12 protein-coding genes are annotated in these 20,543 nt (G+C 67.9%); 4 read left to right on the plus strand and 8 right to left on the minus strand.

The window, feature by feature from the left end:
- Positions 1-22 precede the first annotated feature (22 nt).
- The 4 genes from VGP60_RS07625 (at position 23) to VGP60_RS07640 (ending at position 4,102) form a co-directional block, all read left to right on the plus strand.
- On the plus strand, positions 23-1,225 hold the full coding sequence (locus VGP60_RS07625) for a cytochrome P450 (protein WP_327547171.1): 1,203 nt from the start codon (positions 23-25) through the stop codon (positions 1,223-1,225).
- A gap of 50 nt (positions 1,226-1,275) precedes the next feature.
- Entirely contained in the window at positions 1,276-1,488 is a 213-nt protein-coding gene (locus VGP60_RS07630) for a ferredoxin (protein WP_327547231.1), read from the plus strand.
- Between the two features lie 127 nt (positions 1,489-1,615).
- Complete coding sequence (locus VGP60_RS07635) at positions 1,616-2,539, plus strand: hypothetical protein (protein ID WP_327547172.1); 924 nt, start codon at positions 1,616-1,618, stop codon at positions 2,537-2,539.
- A 111-nt stretch (positions 2,540-2,650) separates the two neighbouring features.
- Positions 2,651-4,102 (plus strand): neutral zinc metallopeptidase, encoded by a 1,452-nt coding sequence (locus VGP60_RS07640; RefSeq protein ID WP_327547173.1) that lies wholly within the window; start codon positions 2,651-2,653, stop codon positions 4,100-4,102.
- 74 nt (positions 4,103-4,176) lie between these two features.
- On the opposite strand, the gene glgB is transcribed toward VGP60_RS07640, so the two are convergent.
- From glgB to glgX (VGP60_RS07680), 8 genes are all read right to left on the minus strand, one after another.
- Positions 4,177-6,375, minus strand: coding sequence for a 1,4-alpha-glucan branching protein GlgB (glgB, locus tag VGP60_RS07645; RefSeq protein WP_327547174.1), 2,199 nt, complete (start codon positions 6,373-6,375; stop codon positions 4,177-4,179).
- A 4-nt stretch (positions 6,376-6,379) separates the two neighbouring features.
- Positions 6,380-7,768: a maltokinase N-terminal cap-like domain-containing protein gene (locus VGP60_RS07650; RefSeq protein WP_327547175.1), complete on the minus strand. Its 1,389-nt coding sequence runs from the start codon at positions 7,766-7,768 to the stop codon at positions 6,380-6,382.
- A 6-nt stretch (positions 7,769-7,774) separates the two neighbouring features.
- The gene (gene treS / locus VGP60_RS07655; protein WP_327547176.1) at positions 7,775-9,583 is read right to left on the minus strand and encodes a maltose alpha-D-glucosyltransferase; all 1,809 of its coding nucleotides are present in this window, start codon (positions 9,581-9,583) and stop codon (positions 7,775-7,777) included.
- A gap of 130 nt (positions 9,584-9,713) precedes the next feature.
- Positions 9,714-11,693 carry a maltotransferase domain-containing protein gene (locus VGP60_RS07660; RefSeq protein WP_327547177.1) on the minus strand — a complete coding sequence of 660 codons (1,980 nt, stop codon included), beginning with the start codon at positions 11,691-11,693 and terminating at the stop codon, positions 9,714-9,716.
- A 366-nt stretch (positions 11,694-12,059) separates the two neighbouring features.
- Positions 12,060-14,192 (minus strand): glycogen debranching protein GlgX, encoded by a 2,133-nt coding sequence (gene glgX, locus VGP60_RS07665; protein WP_327547178.1) that lies wholly within the window; start codon positions 14,190-14,192, stop codon positions 12,060-12,062.
- Between the two features lie 220 nt (positions 14,193-14,412).
- Positions 14,413-16,122 carry a malto-oligosyltrehalose trehalohydrolase gene (treZ, locus tag VGP60_RS07670; RefSeq protein ID WP_327547179.1) on the minus strand — a complete coding sequence of 570 codons (1,710 nt, stop codon included), beginning with the start codon at positions 16,120-16,122 and terminating at the stop codon, positions 14,413-14,415.
- Positions 16,119-18,410 carry a malto-oligosyltrehalose synthase gene (gene treY / locus VGP60_RS07675; RefSeq protein ID WP_327547180.1) on the minus strand — a complete coding sequence of 764 codons (2,292 nt, stop codon included), beginning with the start codon at positions 18,408-18,410 and terminating at the stop codon, positions 16,119-16,121. The genes treZ and treY overlap by 4 nt, the downstream gene beginning before the upstream one ends.
- Positions 18,407-20,536, minus strand: a complete 2,130-nt coding sequence (gene glgX, locus VGP60_RS07680; protein ID WP_327547181.1) for a glycogen debranching protein GlgX — start codon at positions 20,534-20,536, stop codon at positions 18,407-18,409. Before glgX (VGP60_RS07680) ends, treY begins: the two co-directional genes overlap by 4 nt.
- Positions 20,537-20,543 lie beyond the last annotated feature (7 nt).

Here is a 20,543-nt window from a genome sequence, read left to right on the forward strand (position 1 = left end):
ACTCTGTGTACTTGGAGGCACGATGACGGAGACCCTGCCGGCGTTCCCGATGGCCCGCCAATGTCCGTTCGACCCGCCGCCCGAGCTGGACCGGATGCAGCACGAGGCCCGGATCTCGCGGGTGAAGCTTTGGGACGGCAGCACGCCCTGGATCCTCACGCGCTACGACGACGTTCGCGACATGCTCAAGGATCCCCGCGTCAGCTCGAACAGCGACCTCCCCGGGTATCCGCATATCAGCGAAGGCGCCGCCGCCCGGCGGAACCGCGCCAAGTCGTTCATCAACCTCGACGACCCGGACCACGCCGCCCAGCGCCGCCTGCTGACGTCGGACTTCATGGTCAAGAAGATGGAGGCCCTGCGCCCGCGCATCCAGCAGATCGTCGACGGCCTGATCGACGACCTGCTCGCCGGGCCGAAGCCGGCGGACCTCGTCGAGGCGTTCGCGCTGCCGGTGCCGTCGATGGTCATCTGTGAGCTGCTCGGAGTGCCGTACGCGGACCGCGACTTCTTCCACCGCATCAGCCGGACGATCGTCGCGCGCGGTACCGGAGCGGCCGAGTCCGTCGCCGCGACCGAGGAACTTCTCGGTTACCTCGGTGACCTGGTGGACAAGAAACAGAGCGCCCCGGCCGACGACGTGCTCAGCCGGCTCGCCGTCGAGCAGCTGGGCACCGGCGCGATGACCCGCGAGCAGGTCGCGAACATGGGCCTGCTCCTGCTGGTGGCCGGGCACGAGACCACGGCGAACATGATCGCGCTGGGCACCGCCGCGCTGCTGGAGAATCCCGCGCAGCTGGCCATGGTCCGCGGGACCGACGACCCGAAGCTGATCGCCAACGCCGTCGAGGAGCTCCTCCGCTACCTCAACATCACGCACACCGGCCGGCGTCGGGTCGCGCTCGAGGACATCGAGATCGGCGGGCAGCTCATCCGCGAGGGCGAGGGCATCATCGCCGCCAACGACATAGCCAACCGTGACGAGAGCGCCTTCCCCGACGCCGACAGCCTGGACGTCCACCGCAAGGCCCGGCACCACGTGGCGTTCGGCTACGGCGTCCACCAGTGCCTCGGCCAGCCGCTGGCGCGGGTCGAACTGCAGGTCGTCTACAGCACGCTCTACCGCCGCATCCCGACCCTCGCGCTCGCGAAACCGGTGGAGGAGCTGGACTTCAAGCACGACATGGCCGTCTACGGGGTGCATTCGCTCCCCGTCACCTGGTGAACAAGAAGGACAGTGACATGAAGGACTACAGCGAAAAGGCGGGAGTGGCAATGAAAATAATGATCGACCAGCACAAGTGCGTCGGCTCCGGGCAGTGCGTGCTCGCGGCACCGGATGTCTTCGACCAGCGTGACGAGGACGGAATCGCCGTACTACTGCAGGACAATCCCGGGGAAGAACTGCACCGCGAGGTCCGGGAAGCGGCCCAGATCTGCCCCGCGGTGGCCATCGCACTGGTCGAGTCGGCGGAGATAACCCGCTGACCAGGCCTTTCAAGAAAAGTCGAAAAGTTCCAAGATTTCTTTGAACCGGTTTGGGAGCCGGTCCGTGTAGTTGGCATAAGGCGCCAGAAGAACTGGAGCCGGTCATCAAATCACTGGAGAAAATCCCATGTCTCGCAAGCATGTTGTGTTCCTTGCTGCCTTCTTGACCGCCGGAGCGGCCCTGCTGTCGGCCTGCGGCACGACGGACGCCGGCACTCCGTCGGCGTCCCCGGCCGCCGCTTCGTCGGCAGCCGGCGCTGGCGACGAAGCCGCTCCGGCGAACCTGATTTCCGGTACCGCCAAGGCCAACAACGCCCCGGCCAAGACCGGCGACTGGGCCACCGGCCTCAGCGGCACCTCGGACGACGCTTCTCCCGCGGTTTCCCGCACCTGGACCCAGCTCACCGCGAGCAAGGCCGGCGAGCTGAACCCCGTGCTGGTCAACGGTGCCGGCCGCACGCTCTACCGCTTCGACAACGACACCGCCAAGCCGTCGAAGTCCAACTGCAACGGCGACTGCGCGAAGACCTGGCCGCCGGTCATCGTGACCCCGGGCAGCAAGGTTTTCATCGCCGGTATCAAGAAGTCCGCGGTCGGCACGGTCAAGCGGGCCGACGGCCAGCTCCAGATCACGGTCGGCGGCTGGCCCGCCTACACCTTCTCCAAGGACAAGAAGGCCGGTGACACCTTCGGCCAGGGCGTCGGCGGTACCTGGTTCGGCCTGACCCCGACCGGCGCCAAGGCCGCCGGTGGCGCGGCCGCACCGGTCACCCCGCCCGCTTCGGACGCCCCGGCCGGCAAACCCGCGACGAGCGCGATCCTGTTCGACGACGCCAACTTCTCCGACAACGGTGCCTCGCAGGGCGTGTCCGGCAAGGGCTGCCAGAACGTCCCCCGCCCCGGAGTGACCTCGTCGATCTCCGCCGGCGGCACGATGAAGCTGTGGACCGGTAAGGACTGCACCGGCAAGTCCACCGTCATCAACGACGACGTCCTCGATCTCTCGACCATCGGGTTCGACAACAACCTGGTCTCCGTATTCTTCAGCTGATCGGTGAAAGCCGGTCTGACCTTTCCGGTCAGGCCGGCTTTCCTCGTTCGCTTTCTTCACGGAACTCGGCCATATTCGTTTCATGTGCGATTCGGAAAAGGAACAGAGAACATGGTGTCGTTGACTTCACGGATCGCCGGGGCCGCCACCCTGCTGGCAGCTGTCGCACTCGTCGCCGGCTGCACGTCGCCCGTCGCGGGCACCGCGGCCGTGAACCGGCCCGATCCGTCGAAGGTCGCGGGACTCGACATCACCACCGGCCCGAGCGGCCCGAAGGCCGGGGTGCAGGACGCGGGCCTCCCGGTGCGCAACGGTGACGGTGGCGCGGTCGACAAGCTCGCGGTCAACGCTGTCGCCGACGTCCAGCAGTACTGGACCGAACAGCTGCCCGCGAACTTCGACCAGAAGTACCAGCCGGTCCGGCAGCTGACCTCGTACGAGTCCAGCGGACCCCCCTTGGAGCTGTGCCGGACATCCACCGCGGGCCTGGTCAACGCGTTCTACTGCTCGGCTGACGACTCCGTCGCCTGGGATCGCGCCGAGCTGCTCCCGATGCTCAACGATTCGTTCGGCCCGATGGCCGTGGTCACCGTGCTCGCCCACGAACTCGGCCACGCCGTGCAGTTCCGGCTCGCCGCCGCGGGTCTCGCCGACGCGGCCGCACCGTCGATCGTCAAGGAACAGCAGGCCGACTGCTACGCGGGCAACTTCTTCCGCTGGGTCGCCGAGGGCAAGTCGCCGCATTTCCAGGTCTCCACCGGGCCCGGCCTGAACCAGATCATGGCCACCCTGTTCTTCATCCGCGACTCCGCGGGCAGCAGTTTCGACTCCGAGGGCGCGCACGGCAGCGCGTTCGACCGGGTTTCGGCGTTCCAGTTCGGCTTCGACGAAGACCCGAAGCGCTGCGCGAAGATCGATGCCGCCGAAGTCGCGGCCAGGTCGACGCAGACGGAGTTCAGCCCGCGCGAGCAGGACTCGGGTCTGGGCAAGGGAAATCTCCGTGTCGACGACACCGACGCCCTGCTGAACCTGGAGAAGACGCTGCGTGACGCGTTCCAGCCGACCGGCGCCCAGCCGCCGACGATGTCCATCCGCGCCGCGAACTGTGCCGACGCCAAGCGCACGTTGCCCGCGGCCTACTGCCCCAGCACGAACGTGGTCACGCTCGACACCGCCGCGCTGGTCCGGATCGGCACCCCGCCGCGGCGCGGCCGCACGGGCGGGATCGGCGACTTCGCCGCGTTCGCCGAGATCGCTTCGCGCTACACGTTGTCGGTCCAGCGTGCCGCCGGGTCCTCTTTGGACGGTCTGGCCACCGGTCAGCTGACGGCGTGCCTCACCGGCTCCTGGGCGGGCACCATCACCCCCGGCAAGAACCCCGCGCTGGAACTCTCACCCGGCGACCTCGACGAGGCCATCGCCGAACTGCTCTCCCCGACGACCCTGATCGCCTCCGACGTCAACGGCGCCAGCGTCCCGTCCGGTTTCGCCCGCGTCGAGGCCTTCCGCGACGGCTTCTACGCCGCCAACCTCGCCACCTGCACCAGCAAATACAGCGCGTAACCGTACACAGACTGCACTTGCCCGCGCGCAACTTGCCCACACACGCGCGCGTGAGTGCAGGTTATGCACGCGTGTCAGCGTTCTGTGGACGCCTCCGGGGCGAGCCAGAGGACGCCGGCGGGCGGGAGTTGCAGGACCGCGGAGGCGGGGAGGCCGTGCCAGGGGGTGGGGCCGGCTTCGACCTCGCCGAGGTTCCCGACACCGGAGCCGCCGTAGATCTCGGCGTCGGTGTTGACGACTTCGCGCCACTTGCCGGGGAACGGCAGGCCGACGCGGTAGTCGAGATGCGGGGTGCCGGCGAAGTTCGCGACACACGCGAGCTGTGAGCCGTCCTCGCTGATACGAAGGAAACTCAGCACGTTGCCGCCCGAGTCGTTCGCGTCGATCCACGAGAAGCCCTCGGGACGCGTGTCGCCGTTGAACAGCGCGGGTGAGTCCTTGTAGACCCGGTTGAGGTCGCTGAGCAGGCTCTTCACCCCGCCGTGCAGCGGCTGCGCCAGCAAATCCCAATCCAGTGACCGCGACTCGGACCACTCCCGTGGCTGCCCGAACTCGCCGCCCATGAACAGCAGCTGCTTGCCCGGATGCGCCCACATGAACGCCAGCAGCGAGCGCAGCCCGGCCGCCTTGTTCCAGTCGTCGCCCGGCATGCGTTGCCACAGCGAGCCCTTGCCGTGCACGACCTCGTCATGCGACAGCGGCAGCACGAAGTTCTCACTCCACGCGTACACCAGCGAGAAGGTCATCTCGTTGTGGTGGAACGACCGGTGCACCGGCTCATGGCTGAGATACTGCAGCGAGTCGTGCATCCAGCCCATGTTCCACTTGAAGCCGAACCCGAGCCCGCCGAGATGCGTCGGCCGCGTGACACCGGGCCACGCCGTCGACTCCTCGGCCACCATCACGACCCCGGGGTGTCGCTTGTAGACGGTCGCGTTCAACTCCTGCAGGAACCGCACCGCGTCGAGGTTTTCCCGGCCGCCGTACTGGTTCGGCAGCCACTCGCCTTCCTTGCGCGAGTAGTCGAGGTACAGCATCGACGCGACGGCGTCCACACGCAGGCCGTCGAGATGGAACTCCTCGATCCAGTACAGCGCGTTGGCCACGAGGAAGTTGCGGACCTCGTTGCGGCCGAAGTCGAACACGAGCGTGCCCCAGTCGGGCTGCTCGCCGCGGCGCGGGTCCGCGTGCTCGTACAGCGGTGTCCCGTCGAACCGGGCGAGCGCCCAGCTGTCCTTCGGGAAATGCGCGGGCACCCAGTCCACGAGGACGCCGATGCCGCGCTGGTGCAGGTGGTCGACGAAGTAGCGGAAGTCGTCCGGGGTACCGAACCGTGACGTCGGCGCGTAGTACGACGTCACCTGGTAGCCCCACGAACCGCCGAACGGGTGCTCCGCCACCGGCAGCAGCTCCACATGCGTGAAGCCGGTCTCGGTGACGTAGTCCGCCAGCTGCTCGGCCATCTCGCGGTAGTCGAGCCCTTGGCGCCACGAAGCCAGGTGGACCTCGTAGACGCTCATCGGCGCGTTGGCCCAGTTCGTGGCCTCGCGCTGGGCTTCCCACTCGGCGTCGCCCCAGGTGTAGTTCGACTGCGTCACGATCGACGCCGTCGCCGGGGGGACCTCGGTGGCGAACGCCATCGGGTCGGCCTTGTCGTGCCACGTGCCGTCCGCGCCGAGGATGCGGAACTTGTAGTGCGTGCCGACCGAGGTGCCGGGGATGAACAGCTCCCAGACGCCCGACGAGCCGAGCGACCGCATCGGGTTCGCGCGGCCGTCCCAGCCGTCGAAGTCACCGATGACCCGCACGCCGCGCGCTGTCGGCGCCCACACGGCGAACGACACGCCCTCGACGGTGCCCGAAGGCGTGTCGTAGGAGCGCACCCGCGCGCCCAGGACGTCCCAGAGCCGCTCGTGCCGGCCTTCACCGATCAGGTGCAGGTCCAGTTCGCCGACCGTGGGCAGCCAGCGGTACGGGTCGTCGGCCGTCACGACGTTGCCGTCGTAGTCGATCTCGAGGCGGTAGTCGCCGGGGTGTTCCGGCAGCGCGCCGGCGAACAGCCCGTCGACGATCCGCTTCAGTTCCGTCCGGAACTTGCCCGCCACCACGGTGACGGATTTCGCGCCGGGACGCAGCGCCCGGACGACGACACCTTCCTTCGCCGGGTGTGCGCCCAGCACGGAATGCGGGTCGTGATGGGATCCGGCCAGCAGCCGGTCGATGTCCTGAGGAGACGGCGCCTCGTCAGGGAGTTCGACTGGTGAAGCTCTCACGGGCTTACTCGCCTCCTGTGGTGATCCGGGCGATCGACGACAACGGGACCGTCAACCATTCCGGCCTGTTCGCGTGCTCGTAGGCGATCTCGTAGACCGCCTTGTCCAGCTCGAACGCCCGTAGCAGTTCGCCGTGCGCGCGGGGGTCGCCGATCGTCTCGGCCGCGGCCTCCGCGTAGCCCTCGCAGAACGCGGCACGGTTGCGCCGCGCCCATTCGAGCGCGCGCTCGGTGAGCTTCGGGTCCTCCGGCTGCCCGACGAGCATCTGATGTGCCGCGTAGTCGAAGGACCGAAGCATCCCAGCAACGTCGCGCAACGGCGATCGCAGTGCCGCCCGTTCCGCGGCCGGTGCCGCCGGTTCGCCTTCGAAGTCGATGAGCAGCCAGCCGTGAACCGTGCGCAGGACCTGGCCGAGATGCAGGTCGCCGTGCACGAACTGCATGAAGACCGGGCTGTCCGCGGTGCGCAGTTTTTCGAACGCCGTCCGCAGTGCTGGGGCGTGTTCTCCCAGTTCCGGGACCATGGCGATGACGGTGTCCAGCCGGACCAGCATCGCCTCAACGGTCTTGTCGAACTCTTCGCCTTCGGCCACCTGCTGGCCCAATGCCCGCTGGAGGTCGGCGTGCACCGTCGCGACGGCCTGACCGAGCCGGTGCGCCTCGCCGGCGAAGTCGCCGCCGAGCTCGTCGGCGTGCAGTTCGGGGTCGGCCATCAGGTCGCGCACGCTGGTCGTCGCCATCGCCCAGCCGTCGACGGCGTCGGGCAGGAACTGCTGGACCATCGCGATGGTCGCCGGTTCGCCGTGCAGCTCACCGGTGATGGAGCCGAGCAGCGGCGCGATGTGCTCGCAGCCGACCTGCTGCAACGCGCGGTGCAGCAGCAGATCCGGGTTCTCGCCCGCGGTGAGCTTGCGGAAGAGCTTGAGGATGTACTGGTTTCCGTAGACCAGCGAGGTGTTGCTCTGTTCGGACGTGATCGGCCGGGAACGCAGATCCGTCGGCAGCTCGACGCCGGGTTCGTGCGCGAACCGCAGCGAACCGACGTCGACTTCCCGCGCGATGAACTCCAGCAGGCAAGCCGTCAGATCGGCGTCCCCGCTGGCTTCGTAACAGGGGACGCCGCGCTCGGCGCCGATCCAGCTGGCGCCGAGACCGTCGGGAAGCTGCTCACGGCTGCCGATCAGCAGCTGGTACGGCTCGCGCCGATCGCCCTGCTCCACCTCGACGATCACGTGCAGCAGCAGCGGGTCACCGCCCTGCAGCACCGTCGTGTTCAGCTCGCGCACTGACGTGATGGGCCTGTCTTTGCCGGCGAACCAGCGCTGGGCGGGCAGCCAATCGGGCAGGTGGGATACGAGCCTGCCGACGAGTTCGCGGGGATCAGGAGCTGTCAAGAGTGGTCACCTCGATTCGTTGTCGTCGCCCGGCTCGACCAGCTGGAACCAGTAGAAACCGTGTCCAGGCAGGGTCAGCAGGTACGACAGCTCACCGATCTCGGGGAAGCGCACGCCGCCGGTGAGCTCGACCGGCGTACACCCGCGGTGCACGGAGAGGTCCAGCTCCACCGGTTGGGGGAAGCGGGACAGGTTGTTCACGCAGAGGACGACGTCCTGCCGTCCGTCCGGCCGCAGCCACCGGCGCTTGTAGGCGAGCACGCTGGGGTTGGACCCACCGAGATCGATGAACTCGCCCTCGGCGAAGGCGTGGTGCTGCTTGCGGACCTCGATCATCCGCCGCGTCCAGTTCAGCAGCGACGAGGTGTTGTTCAGCTGCGCCTCGACGTTGATCGCCTGGAACCCGTAGCTCGGGTCCATGATCACCGGCAGGTAGATGCGACCGGGGTCGCAGCTCGAGAAGCCCGCGTTGCGATCCGGGGTCCATTGCATCGGCGTTCGCACCGCGTCACGGTCGCCGAGCCAGATGTTGTCGCCCATACCGATCTCGTCACCGTAGTACAGAACGGGTGAACCCGGCAGGCTGAGCAGCATCGCGGTGAACAGTTCTTGCTGGTTGCGGTCGTTGTCCAGCAGCGGGGCCAGCCGTCGGCGGATACCGATGTTGGCCTTCATCCGCGGGTCCTTGGCGTACTCCGCGTACATGTAGTCGCGTTCTTCGTCGCTGACCATCTCGAGGGTGAGCTCGTCGTGGTTGCGCAGGAAGATGCCCCACTGCGTGCCGTCGGGGATCTTCGGCGTCTGCGCGAGGATCTCCGAGATCGGGAACCTCGACTCGCGGCGCACGGCCATGAAGATGCGCGGCATCAGCGGGAAATGGAACGCCATGTGGCACTCGTCGCCGCCGACGGCCGCGTCACCGAAGTACTCGACGACGTCGGACGGCCACTGGTTCGCCTCGGCCAGCAGGATGCGGCCGGGATACTCGTCGTCGACGACCTTGCGGCAGCGCTTGAGGAACTCGTGCGTGCGCGGCAGGTTCTCGCAGTTGGTGCCCTCCTGCTCGAACAGGTAAGGCACCGCGTCGAGGCGGAAACCGTCGATCCCGAGGTCGAGCCAGAACCGCAGGGTGTCCAGCATCGCCTCCTGGACGTCCGGGTTCTCGAAGTTCAGGTCCGGCTGGTGCGAGAAGAACCGGTGCCAGTAGAACTGCCCGCGCACCGGGTCGTAGGTCCAGTTCGACGTCTCGGTGTCGACGAAGATGATCCGCGCGTCGGCGTAGCGCGAGTCGTCGTCGCTCCAGACGTAGTAGTTGCCGTACGGGCCGTCGGGTTCCATTCGGGACTGCTGGAACCACGGGTGCGCGTCGGAGGTGTGGTTGAGCACCAGGTCGGTGATCACCCGGATCCCGCGTTTGTGGGCTTCGTCCAGCAGGTAGACGAAATCCTCGACGCTGCCGAACTCGGGCAGCACCGCGCGGAAGTCGCTGATGTCGTAACCGCCGTCGCGCAACGGCGACGCGTAGAACGGCGGCAGCCACAGGCAGTCCACGCCGAGCCACTCGAGATAGTCGAGTTTGCTGGCCAGGCCACGCAGGTCGCCGGTGCCGTCGCCGTTCGAGTCACGGAACGCGCGGACGAGCACCTCGTAGAACACCGCGCCCTTGAACCACTCGGGGTTGCTGGGAGCCTGTTTGGCGGAACGGAAATCCTCGGCCTTGGGTTCGACCAGCATTCCGTCCGCGGTGATCGCTTCGCCCGTATGTGGCACGCCGTCCAGGCCGAGGGCCGCGTCGGGTCGGGGATCTTCGTTCATGAGCTCCACCTCGTCCCACCTCATCGGGGGTACGTTCGATCTTCCCCCGCGCACCTTGTGGGCGCGAGGGTGGTCAGTAGCCATAGGAATTGTGCGCGCCGCACGGCGCTTCGAGCAGTGACCGCCGTGGTCAATGACCGAAGCGCCGCTGGACACCCACGATGTGCGCGACCGCACGCCAGGGTTCGAGCCGCACGTAGTTCGCCTGTCCCCAGTCCCAGGTTTCCCCGGTGACCTCGTCATGGGCAATAAGCCGTTCGCCCCAGTCGAATCCGAGAGACGGCATGTCGAGCCAGACCGTGCCCTCCTGCGGGGAGTCCGGGTCGAGCGTGACCACGGTGACGACGGTGTCACCGGTTTCGGGATCCTGCTTGGAATACGCGAGCAAAGCACTGTTGTCGACGTGGTGGAAGCGCAGTGTCCGCATCTGCTGCAGCGCCGGATGGGCCCGGCGCGCCAGGTTGAGCTTGAGCAGCCAGGGTTCGAGCGACCGGCCCTCGGCGAGCGCGCCCGCGAAATCCCGCGGCCGCAGTTCGTACTTCTCCGAGTTGAGGTATTCCTCGCTGCCTTCGCGCACCGCTTCGTGTTCGAAGAGTTCGTAGCCCGAATAAACCCCCCACGTGGGGGACATGGTGGCCGCGAGCGCCGCCCGCAGCGCGAACATGCCGGGGCCGCCGTGCTGCAGCGACTCGTGGAGGAGGTCCGGGGTGTTGACGAACAGGTTCGGCCTGCCTTCGTCCCAGTGCGCGACGAGGTCGACCCCGAATTCGATCAGTTCTTCCTTGGTGGTGCGCCAGGTGAAGTAGGTATAGCTCTGGGTGAAGCCGAGCCGGGCGAGGCCCCAGAGCCGGGCGGGGCGGGTGAACGCCTCGGCGAGGAACAGGACGTCCGGATGGGCGTCCTTCACCGATTTGATCAGCCAGGCCCAGAAGTCCGGTGGTTTGGTGTGCGGGTTGTCGACCCGGAAGATCTTGACCCCGTGCTCGACCCAGTGCAGGACGACCCGCAGCACCTCGGCGTAGATCCCGGTCGGATCGTTGTCGAAGTTGGTGGGATAGATGTCCTGGTATTTCTTCGGCGGGTTTTCCGCGTACGCGATCGAACCGTCCGGGCGCGTGGTGAAGAACTCGGGATTCTTGAGCACCCAAGGGTGATCCGGCGCGGCCTGCAGCGCGAGGTCGAGCGCGACCTCCATGCCGAGTTCCTCGGCGCGCGCCACGAACCTGTCGAAGTCCTCGATCGTGCCGAGCTCCGGGTGGATCGCGTCGTGCCCGCCCTCGTCGGCCCCGATGGCCCACGGCGAGCCGACGTCGTGCTCCTCGGTGACCAAGGTGTTGTTGGGGCCCTTGCGGTTCACGCGGCCGATGGGGTGGATGGGAGGCAGGTAGACGACGTCGAAGCCCATGTGGGCCACGCGGTCCAGCGCGGCGGTGGCGGTGGTGAAGGTGCCGTGTACCGGGCGGCCCGACTCGTCGACGCCGCCGGTGGAGCGCGGGAAGAACTCGTACCAGGAGCCGAAGGCGGCGCGTTTGCGGTCCACCCAGATCTTCAGCGGCTTGCCCTTGGTGATCAGCTGCCGCACCGGGTGCTCGTGCATGATCCGGCGCACCTCCGCCGAAAGCGCGGGAGCCACGCGATCGGGAAGCGGGCGGTCGACGTCGCGCAGAGCCTCGGCCGAAGCCGCGAGCTCGACGCGTTCCCGCCGCCTGTCCGGCCTTCGCGAGACTCTGTCGAGCAACAGGGCACCCGACTCGAGATCGTTCGCGAGCTCGTCGGAATCCTGTCCAGCGGCCATTTTCACTTCGACGGCGTGCAACCAGGTGGCCCACGGATCGCTCCAGGCGTCGACCCGGTAGGTCCACAGCCCTTCGGCGTCCGGGACGATTTCCGCGGTGAAGTGATCGAGACCGGTGCCCTGCTCGACCATCCTGGTCTGCCGGGCCACCCTGTCGTGCGGTCCGCGCCAAGCGACTGTCGCGGCGACCGCATCATGTCCTTCTCGCCAAACCGTGGCGGAAACCGGAATGTGTTCGCCTGTCACGGCTTTCGCCGGATACCGGCCACACCCCACCGTCGGTGTCACGTCGTCGATGCCGAGCCGACCCGTCATGCGCAGCACCTCTCTCGCCCGTCTGTAACGCGGCACCTCTCAGTCTGCCCGGTTCGACAAAGCCGCCCGTCACCGGGGACTCTTCTCAGGCAGGGGTACCCGGAAACGTTCCAGGGCAAACTTATTGAACCACTGTCAGGCTCAGGCGTCAGGGTGTCCACAGTGGTCACTCAACGGTAACCCAGATGTCGCCAGTGTTTCCACGGATGGACTACCGCGGCCGCGCGCGTCACCGGTGGTGAGTGTTTTGCGAGGTTTCGTCGCGGTGTGACTCCGTCGAGGGTCATGCCGCCCACGTCACGAAATGGCTCTACTAAGCGGTAACTTCCCAGCTCCCGGGAATTCGTCGACACTTTCCCCGAGGGGTCACGGGGTGGGGAACTCGCGAGGGGCGCGGAGCAGGAGCAGGGAGCGCGCGGGCAGGGTGACGCGGGCGCCCGCGTCGAACGCGCCCGGTGTCGCGGGGGTGCCGTCGGCGGTGCTCGTGTCGAGTGTCGGCTCGAAGGTCACGCCGAATTCCGGGCCCGGCAGGACGACTTCGATCGGCGCATCGCCGGAGTGGAGCCAAAGCAGCCACGAGTGGTCCGCGACGAGTTCGCCGTCGCGAGTGCGGGACTGGCTGTTCGAGCCGTCGATCCACATGCCGAGCGTGCGGCTCTCCTCGTCGAACCAGTCCGTCTCGGTGATCTCCTCGCCGTCGACACGGAACCAGATCAGGTCGGGGCGGCCCGTCGGCGTGGTCCGGCCTTCGAAGAACTCCGGCTGCCGCAGCGCCGGGCTCCGCGACCGGAGGTGCAGCGCGCGGCGGGCGAAGGCGAGCATCGACTCGGTGTCGGGAGAGGTCTCCCAGTCGACCCAAGACGTCTCGTTGTCGAGGCAGTAGGCGTTGTTGTTGCCGCCCTGCGTGCGCCACATTTCGTCGCCCGCGGTCAGCATCGGCGTACCCGTCGACAGCAACAGGGTGGCGAACTGGTTTCGTGCCTGCCGCGCGCGCAGCGCCAGGATCTCCGGCTTGTCGGTGTCACCCTCGACGCCGTGGTTCCACGCGCGGTTGTCGTTGGTGCCGTCGCGGTTGTCCTCGCCGTTCGCCTCGTTGTGCTTTTCGTTGTAGGACACCAGATCCCGCAGGGTGAAGCCGTCGTGCGCGGTGATGAAGTTGATCGACTGCCACGGGCGGCGGAGGTCGTCGGCGTACAGGTCCGACGAGCCGGACAGTCGGTACGCGAGGTCCCGCACGCTCTTCTCGCCGCGCCAGAAGTCGCGCACGGTGTCGCGGTAGCGGCCGTTCCACTCCGCCCACTGCCTGCCGAACTCGCCGACGCGGTAACCGTCGCCGGTCGCGTCCCACGGCTCCGCGATCAGCTTGCAGCGCGAAAGGACCGGGTCGGTGGTGATCGCCGTCAGCATCGCCGAGTCACGGTCGAACGGGCCGCCGCGGGGACGGCCGAGCGTGCTCGCGAGGTCGAAGCGGAACCCGTCGACGCCCATTTCGGTGGTCCAGTAGCGCAGCGAGTCCGCCACCAGGCGTACGACGTCCGGCGAGCCGGCGTCGAGGGTGTTGCCGCAGCCGGTGATGTCGGCCATGTCGCCGTTCTTGTCGTGCAGGTAGTACGCCGGCGCGTCCAGGCCGCGGAAGCTCAGCGTCGGGCCGTCGGGTCCGCCCTCGCAGGTGTGGTTGTAGACGACGTCGAGGATCACCTCGATGTTCACCGCGTGCAGCGCGGCGACCATCGTCCGGAATTCCTCGATCTCGCGACCCGGCTCGCTCGCGTACGCGGCGTGCGGCGCGAAGTAGCCCAGCGGCGAGTAACCCCAGTAGTTGTGGCGCCCCGCCGCGATCAGCGATGGCTCGTCGGCGTACGACTGCACGGGCAGCAGCTCGACGCCGGTCACGCCGAGCCGTACGAGATGCTCTATCGACGCCGGATGCGCGATGCCGAGGTACGTCCCGCGCAGATGCTCCGGGATATCCTGGTTCCGCTGGGTGAAGCCCTTCACGTGTAGTTCGTAGAAGACCGACTCCTCGAACGGCGTCTCCGGCTTGATCCCGGTGTCCGGCCCGCCGGGAGAACTGACGACCGAGAGCGGGACACTGCCGAGCGAGTCCGTCGGCGACTCCGGCCCGCTCGGATCACCCATATAGCCCACCGCGGCGTCCATGTCGGTGAGCCGCCCGGTGATGCGCCGGGCGTACGGGTCGACGAGGAGCTTCGCCGGGTTACAGCGCAGCCCGCGCTCCGGGTAATACGGTCCGTGCACGCGATAGCCGTAACGCTGACCCGGAGTGACTCCCGGGACCAGGCCGTGCCACACGCCGAACGTCCGCTCGATCAGCTCGATGCGCTGCTCGGAGCCGTCTTCGCTGATCAGGCATACCTCGACACGGTCGGCCACCGCGGAAGTCACGGCGAACCGGACGCCGCCGGCCTCGGAGTGCGCGCCCAGTGGGAACGGTCGGCCGGCGAGTACTCGGGTGTCGGACGCTGGTCGGGTAGCCATGATGTAGATCTTTCCAGGGATCACCGACGATTACCGCCTCCCTTCGGTTCGTCTGGTCCGTTTCATGAACTTTCCGGTGAACCTCGGCCCGCCCGCCCGAGTGCAGTCTGCGCACACCCAAGCGCGATCTGCGCACACCCAAGTGCAAACCACGACAGTGCCGCGTCGCGGATTGCACTTGGGTGTGCGTGGGTTGCACGCGGGTGTGCGCAGAGTGCGCTTAGGCGAGGAGGGTGAAGGACTCGGCGGGGAGGTTGGCCGAGGTGGGGGTGAGGGTGGGGGCGGACGAGGTGAGGAGGACGGTGTGGGGAGCGTCCAGCGGGATGGTGACGGGAGAGGCGCTGAGGTTGCAGAGCAGGCGCAGGGGGCCGCGGTGCAGGGCGAGCCACGAGTCGTCGGGAGCGGAGCGGACGTCGAATCGGTCCAGGGCGGGGGCTGACAGCTCGGGGCGGGTGCGGCGCAGGGCGATCAGCGCGCGGTAGAGGTCGAGCATCGAGCGGTGCGTGGGCTCCAAGAGTTCGGACCAGTCGAGGCGCGAGCGTTCCACCGTCGCCGGGTCCATCGGGTCGGGCACGTCCGCCTCGCCCCAGCCGTGCCGCCCGAACTCGCGACGACGTCCGGTGCGGACGGCGTTGGCCAGTTCCGGATCCGGGAAGGAGGCGAAGAACTGCCACGGCGTGCTCGCCGCCCATTCCTCACCCATGAACACCATCGGGGTGTACGGCGAGCAGAACACGATCGCCGCGCCGCACGCGAGCAGCCCTGGCGACACCGTCGCCGTCAGCCTGTCGCCGGTGGCGCGGTTGCCGACCTGGTCGTGGTTCTGCAGGTACGCCAGGAACCGGTGCCCGGGGACGCGATGCGTGTCGACCGGACGGCCATGGGTACGCCCGCGGAACGAAGACCACGTGCCCGCGTGGAAAAACGCCTCCCGCAGGGTGCGAGCCAACGCGCCCGGAGCGGCGAAATCCTTGTAATAGCCGGTTTTCTCGCCTGTCAGGGCCACATGCAGGACGTGGTGGAGGTCGTCGCACCACTGCGCGCCGAGGCCGTAGCCGCCGCCCTCGCGGGCCGTGATCAGCTTCGGGTCGTTGAGGTCGGACTCCGCGATCAGCGTCAGCGGGCGGCGCACGGCGACCGACAGCGCTTCGACGTCCACCGCCAGTTCCTCCAGCAGGTGCACCGCGCGCCGGTCGACGAGCGCGTGGACGGCGTCGAGCCGCAGCGCGTCGACGTGGAAGTCCCGCAGCCAGCCGAGCGCGTTGTCGATCACGTACCGGCGGACCTCGTCCGAGCCGGAGCCGTCGAGGTTCAGCCCCGGGCCCCAGTCGTTCTGCCCGGCGAAATACGGCCCGAACTTGTCGAGGTACGCGCCGGACGGGCCGAGGTGGTTGTAGACGACGTCGAGCACGACCCCCAGACCCCGCGCGTGGCAGGCGTCGACGAGCCGCTTGAACCCGTCGGGCCCGCCGTACGGCTCGTGGACCGCGCCCCACAGGACCCCGTCGTAGCCCCAGCCGTCGGTGCCGTCGAATGAGTTGACCGGCAGGATCTCCACGAGCGAAATACCCAGATCCACCAGGTGGTCGAGCTTCTCGATCGCCGCGTCGAACGTCCCGCCCGCCGTGAACGTGCCGATGTGCAGCTCGTAGATGACGCTGCCCGGCAACGCCCGCCCGGTCCACGACTGGTCCGTCCACGCAAACGCGGAGTGGTCGTAGCCGCGCGACGCTTCGTGAACGCCGTGGGGCTGCCACGCCGAGCGCGGATCGGGGTACGCCTTCTCGTCGTCACCGAGCAGGAACGCGTAGTCGCTCCCCTCGACGTCGGCGCGCCACCAGCCGCCTTCGCCGCGGGTCATTTCGTGGTCGACGCCGTCGACCCGCACCCGGACACGGTCCTGCTCCGGGGCCCAAACGGTGAAGCTCATCGGTCTCCTCGCACGAGCAGGGCGACGGGGTAGCGGTCCAGAAGTCCTGCCAGCGCGGGCAATCCCGTGTCGACAGCGCGGTCGGTGAGCACGTCGACCCAGGTGCCGGGGCCGGCGGGCAGCGGGAGGACGGTGTCACGCCAGCCGCCCTCCGCCGCGAGTTTCACGGGCAGCCGCGTGGCGACGACGACGAGGTCCGCGCCGCGGGTGAACGCGATCGCGTGGTCGGCCGCGAGCCCTTCGGCGTGCAGCGCGCGATAGCCGTCGAACAGCTCAGGCCGCTCGCGACGCAACTTCAAAGCCTTGTGCACCAACAAAAGCTTCGCCGCGCCGACGTCGTCGACCTCGGGGAGCTCGCCGGAAACGACACGGCCAAGGATCTCCCGGCGCACCGAGTAGTCCACGGCCCGGCGGTTGTCCGGGTCGACCAGCGACAGGTCCCACAGCTCGGTGCCCTGATAGACGTCCGGTACCCCGGGTGAGGTGAGCTGGATCAGCTTCTGCCCCAGCGAGTTGGACCAGCCCGGCCCCTTCACCCGCTCGACGAACTCCGCGATCTCCGCCGAAAGTTCTTCGTCCCCAAGGACTTCACCGGGCCACGCGTCGACAGCGCGCTCGAACTCTTCGTCGTGGTCGACCCAGGTCGTGCGGACCTTGGCTTCCTTGGACGCCTTGCCCAGGTACTCGCTCATCCGCTCGGCCGTGATCGGCCACGCGCCCACCAGCGTCTGCCACGCCAGCAGGTTCAGCGACGGCTCGTCGATCCCGCGCCGCGCCGACCAGCGGCTGAGCGCCTCGGAGAACTCCTCGGGCAGCTCGGAAAGCACGGCCAGCCGGGCGCGGACGTCCTCGGAACGCTTGGTGTCGTGTGTGGTCAACGTCGTCATCGTCGACGGCCAGCCCGCCTCGCGCTTGGCGGCGAGCTCGTGGAATTCGCCGACGCCGATCCCGAACCGGTCCGGCGAGCCGCCGACCTCGTTGAGCCCGGCGAACCGGCTGTACCGGTAGAACGCCGTGTCCTCGGTGCCCTTCGCGACGACCATGCCGGAGGTCTGCTGGATCCGGGTGGCGAGTTCGCTGCTCGGCGCACCGCGGACCTGGCTGTCCAGCGCGTCGAGCGCCGACGCCAGCTCCGGTCGTGACGTGCGCACCCGCGCGATCGCCGCCGCCCAGTTCGCGCTGCCTTCCGGCAGATACGACCGGTAGACGTCGAACGCGATCATGACCTCGGCGACGGTCGCGCGCGCTGCGTCTTCCTCGACGCCGGTGAGCAGCGCGGCGATCCGGCGCACCTCGGCGACCAGGATCGTGTCGGTCACCAGGCGTCGCGTCTCGTCCTCGACGGCGTGGAAATCCGTTGCCACCCCGAGCTTTTCGGACAGCTCGGTGTACGCCTGCTCGGCAGAGGCGTCGACGAACACCCCGCCGATCTCGCGCAGCGCGTCGTAGCCAGTGGTGCCATCGACCGGCCAGCTCACGGGCAGGTCTTCACCCGGGTGCAGGATCTTCTCGACGACCAGCCACGCCTCAGGCGCGGCCTCGCGCAGCCGTCGCATGTACGCCCCGGGATCGGCGAGGCCGTCCGGATGGTCGACGCGCAGGCCGGTGACGTCACCCGCGAGCACCCAGCGCAGCACCTCGCCGTGCGTGGCGTCGAAGACCTCGGGATCCTCGACACACGCGGCGGCGAGCGTGGTGATGTCGAAGAACCGCCGGTAGTTCAGCTCGGCGTTGCCGCGGCGCCAGTCGACCAGCTCGTAATGCTGCCGATCATGCACTTCCCGCGGCGAACCTTCGCCGGTCTTGGGCGCGATCGGGAAGCGGTGGTCGTAGTAGACCAGCTCTTTGCCCTCGACGGTCAGTTCCGCCACGGCGTCGTCGCCGCCGAGCACCGGCAGCAGGATCCGCTCACGTGACCAGTCGATGTCGAAGTACTTGGCGTACCTCGATTTCCGGCCGTGCTTGAGCAGATGCCACCACCACGGGTTGGCCTTCGGGACCTCCACCGAAAGGTGGTTGGGCACGATGTCGACGACCAGCCCGAGACCGGCTTCGCGCAGCGTCTCGGACAACGCCTGGCGCGCTTCCTCCCCGCCCAGCGCCGGGCGGGCCCGGCTCGGGTCGACGACGTCGTAGCCGTGCGTGGAGCCCGGCGCCGCGTCGAGCACGGGCGAGGTGTACATCGCGCCGACACCGAGCTTTTGCAGGTAGTCGACGAGCTCAGCGGCGTCGGCGAAGGTGAATTCAGGGCGCAGCTGTAGCCGATAGGTGGAGCTGGGGACGGTCATTCCTCACCGTTCCCGACGCGCTGGAGCACGACCAATGAGCGTGCGACGACGTTCAGCTTCGATCCTCCCGCGATGCTTTCCTCACCTGGCTCCGCGGCCACTTCGGCCGTCGCGGTGTCGACCACGACCGCCCACTCGGAGCCGTAACCGTTGGCGGGCAGGGTCATTTCGATGTCTTCGTAGTGCGCGTTGAAGGCCATCAGGAACGAGTCGTCGACCACGGGCATGCCGCGCGGGTCGAGGTCGGGGATGCCCTCGCCGTTGAGGAAGACGATGACGGCCTTGCCGAAGGCGTCGTCCCAGTTCTGCTCGGTCATCTCCTCGCCGGAGGTGGTGAACCACGCGATGTCGCGCAGTTCTTCACCCTTGCCGATCGGCTTCCCGGCGAAGAACCGGCGGCGCCGGAAGACCGGGTGCCGCTTGCGCAGGTCGGTCAGCGCGGCGGTGAAGGCGATGAGGCCCTTGTTCTCCTCGGCGAGTTTCCAGTCGATCCAGGACAGTTCGTTGTCCTGGCAGTAGGCGTTGTTGTTGCCGTTCTGGGTGCGGCCGAGTTCGTCGCCGTGCAGGATCATCGGCACGCCTTGGGACAGCAGGAGTGACGCCATCAGGTTGCGGCGCTGGCGTTTGCGCAGCGCGGTGACCTCGATCGCGTCGCTCGGGCCTTCGACGCCGCAGTTCCACGACCGGTTGTCGTCGGCACCGTCGCGGCCGTCTTCGCCGTTCGCCTCATTGTGCTTTTCGTTGTACGACACCAGATCGTTGAGCGTGAAGCCGTCGTGCGCGGTGACGAAGTTGATCGACGCGTACGGGCGGCGGCCGTCGTCCTGGTAAAGGTCCGACGAGCCGGTGATCCTCGACGCGAACTCGCCGAGCGTCGCCGGCTTACCGCGCCAGAAGTCGCGCACGGTGTCGCGGTACTGCCCGTTCCACTCGGTCCACAGCGGCGGGAAGTTGCCGACCTGGTACCCACCGGGGCCGACGTCCCACGGCTCCGCGATCAGCTTCACCTGGCTCACCACCGGGTCCTGCTGCACGAGCTCGAAGAACGTCGACAGCCTGTCGACGTCGTAGAACTCACGGGCCAGTGCGGCGGCGAGGTCGAAGCGGAAACCGTCGACGCGCATCTCGGTGACCCAGTAGCGCAGGGAATCCATGATCAGCTGCAGCGTGTGCGGGCCGCGCACGTTCATCGAGTTGCCGGTGCCGGTGTAGTCCATGTAGTACTTCGGCTCGTCCTCGACCAGCCGGTAGTACGCCTCGTTGTCGATGCCGCGCATGGACAGCGTCGGGCCGAGGTGGTTGCCCTCGGCGGTGTGGTTGTAGACCACGTCGAGGATGACCTCGATGTTCGCCTCGTGGAAGGCGCGCACCATGCCCTTGAACTCCTGGACCTGGCCGCCCTTCTCCGGCATCGCCGAATATTCGTTGTGGGGCGCGAAGAACCCGATCGTGTTGTAGCCCCAGTAGTTCCGGAGGCCCTTCTCGGTCAGGCCGTGGTCGGTGACGAACTGGTGCACCGGCATCAGCTCGATCGCGGTCACACCGAGGTTCGTCAGGTGGTCGATGATCACCGGATGCGCGAGGCCGGCGTAGGTGCCGCGAAGCCGCTCAGGGATCTCGGGGTGGTTCATCGTCATGCCCTTGACGTGGGCTTCGTAGATGACGGTCTCGTTGTACGGCGTCTTAGGGTGCCGGTCGTTGGCCCAGTCGAAGAACGGGCTCACCACGAGCGAGTGGGGCACGTGCGCGGCGGAGTCGGCGTCATTGCGCTCGTCCGGCTTGTCGAACTTGTAGCCGAACAACGACTCGTCCCAGTCCACGCCGTGCGAGACGGCCTTGGCGTACGGGTCGATCAGCAGCTTGTTCGGGTTGCACCGCTGGCCCTTCTCGGGGTCGTACGGGCCGTGCACGCGGAAGCCGTAGCGCTGGCCGGCACCGCTGCCGAGCAGGTAGCCGTGGTGCACGAAACCGTCGACCTCGGGCAGCCGGGCCCTGGTCTCCTTGCCGTCTTCGTCGAACAGGCACAGCTCGACGTAGTCGGCTACCTCCGAGAACAGCGTGAAATTCGTTCCGACACCGTCATAGGTGGCGCCGAGCGGGTAGGGCGTTCCTGGCCAGAGCCGCACGTGTTCT

It is taken from the genome of Amycolatopsis sp., assembly GCF_036008905.1.
GTDB lineage: Bacteria > Actinomycetota > Actinomycetes > Mycobacteriales > Pseudonocardiaceae > Amycolatopsis.

Excerpts from the sequence above, each read along its gene's own strand:
- VGP60_RS07625 (WP_327547171.1), top strand. The coding sequence starts at position 23 with ATGACGGAGACCCTGCCGGCGTTCCCGATGGCCCGCCAATGTCCGTTC.
- treZ (WP_327547179.1), bottom strand. The coding sequence starts at position 16,122 with ATGAGCTTCACCGTTTGGGCCCCGGAGCAGGACCGTGTCCGGGTGCGG.
- VGP60_RS07660 (WP_327547177.1), bottom strand. The coding sequence starts at position 11,693 with ATGACGGGTCGGCTCGGCATCGACGACGTGACACCGACGGTGGGGTGT.
- treY (WP_327547180.1), bottom strand. The coding sequence starts at position 18,410 with ATGACCGTCCCCAGCTCCACCTATCGGCTACAGCTGCGCCCTGAATTC.
- glgX (WP_327547178.1), bottom strand. The coding sequence starts at position 14,192 with ATGGCTACCCGACCAGCGTCCGACACCCGAGTACTCGCCGGCCGACCG.
- VGP60_RS07640 (WP_327547173.1), top strand. The coding sequence starts at position 2,651 with ATGGTGTCGTTGACTTCACGGATCGCCGGGGCCGCCACCCTGCTGGCA.
- VGP60_RS07635 (WP_327547172.1), top strand. The coding sequence starts at position 1,616 with ATGTCTCGCAAGCATGTTGTGTTCCTTGCTGCCTTCTTGACCGCCGGA.
- treS (WP_327547176.1), bottom strand. The coding sequence starts at position 9,583 with ATGAACGAAGATCCCCGACCCGACGCGGCCCTCGGCCTGGACGGCGTG.
- VGP60_RS07630 (WP_327547231.1), top strand. The coding sequence starts at position 1,276 with ATGAAAATAATGATCGACCAGCACAAGTGCGTCGGCTCCGGGCAGTGC.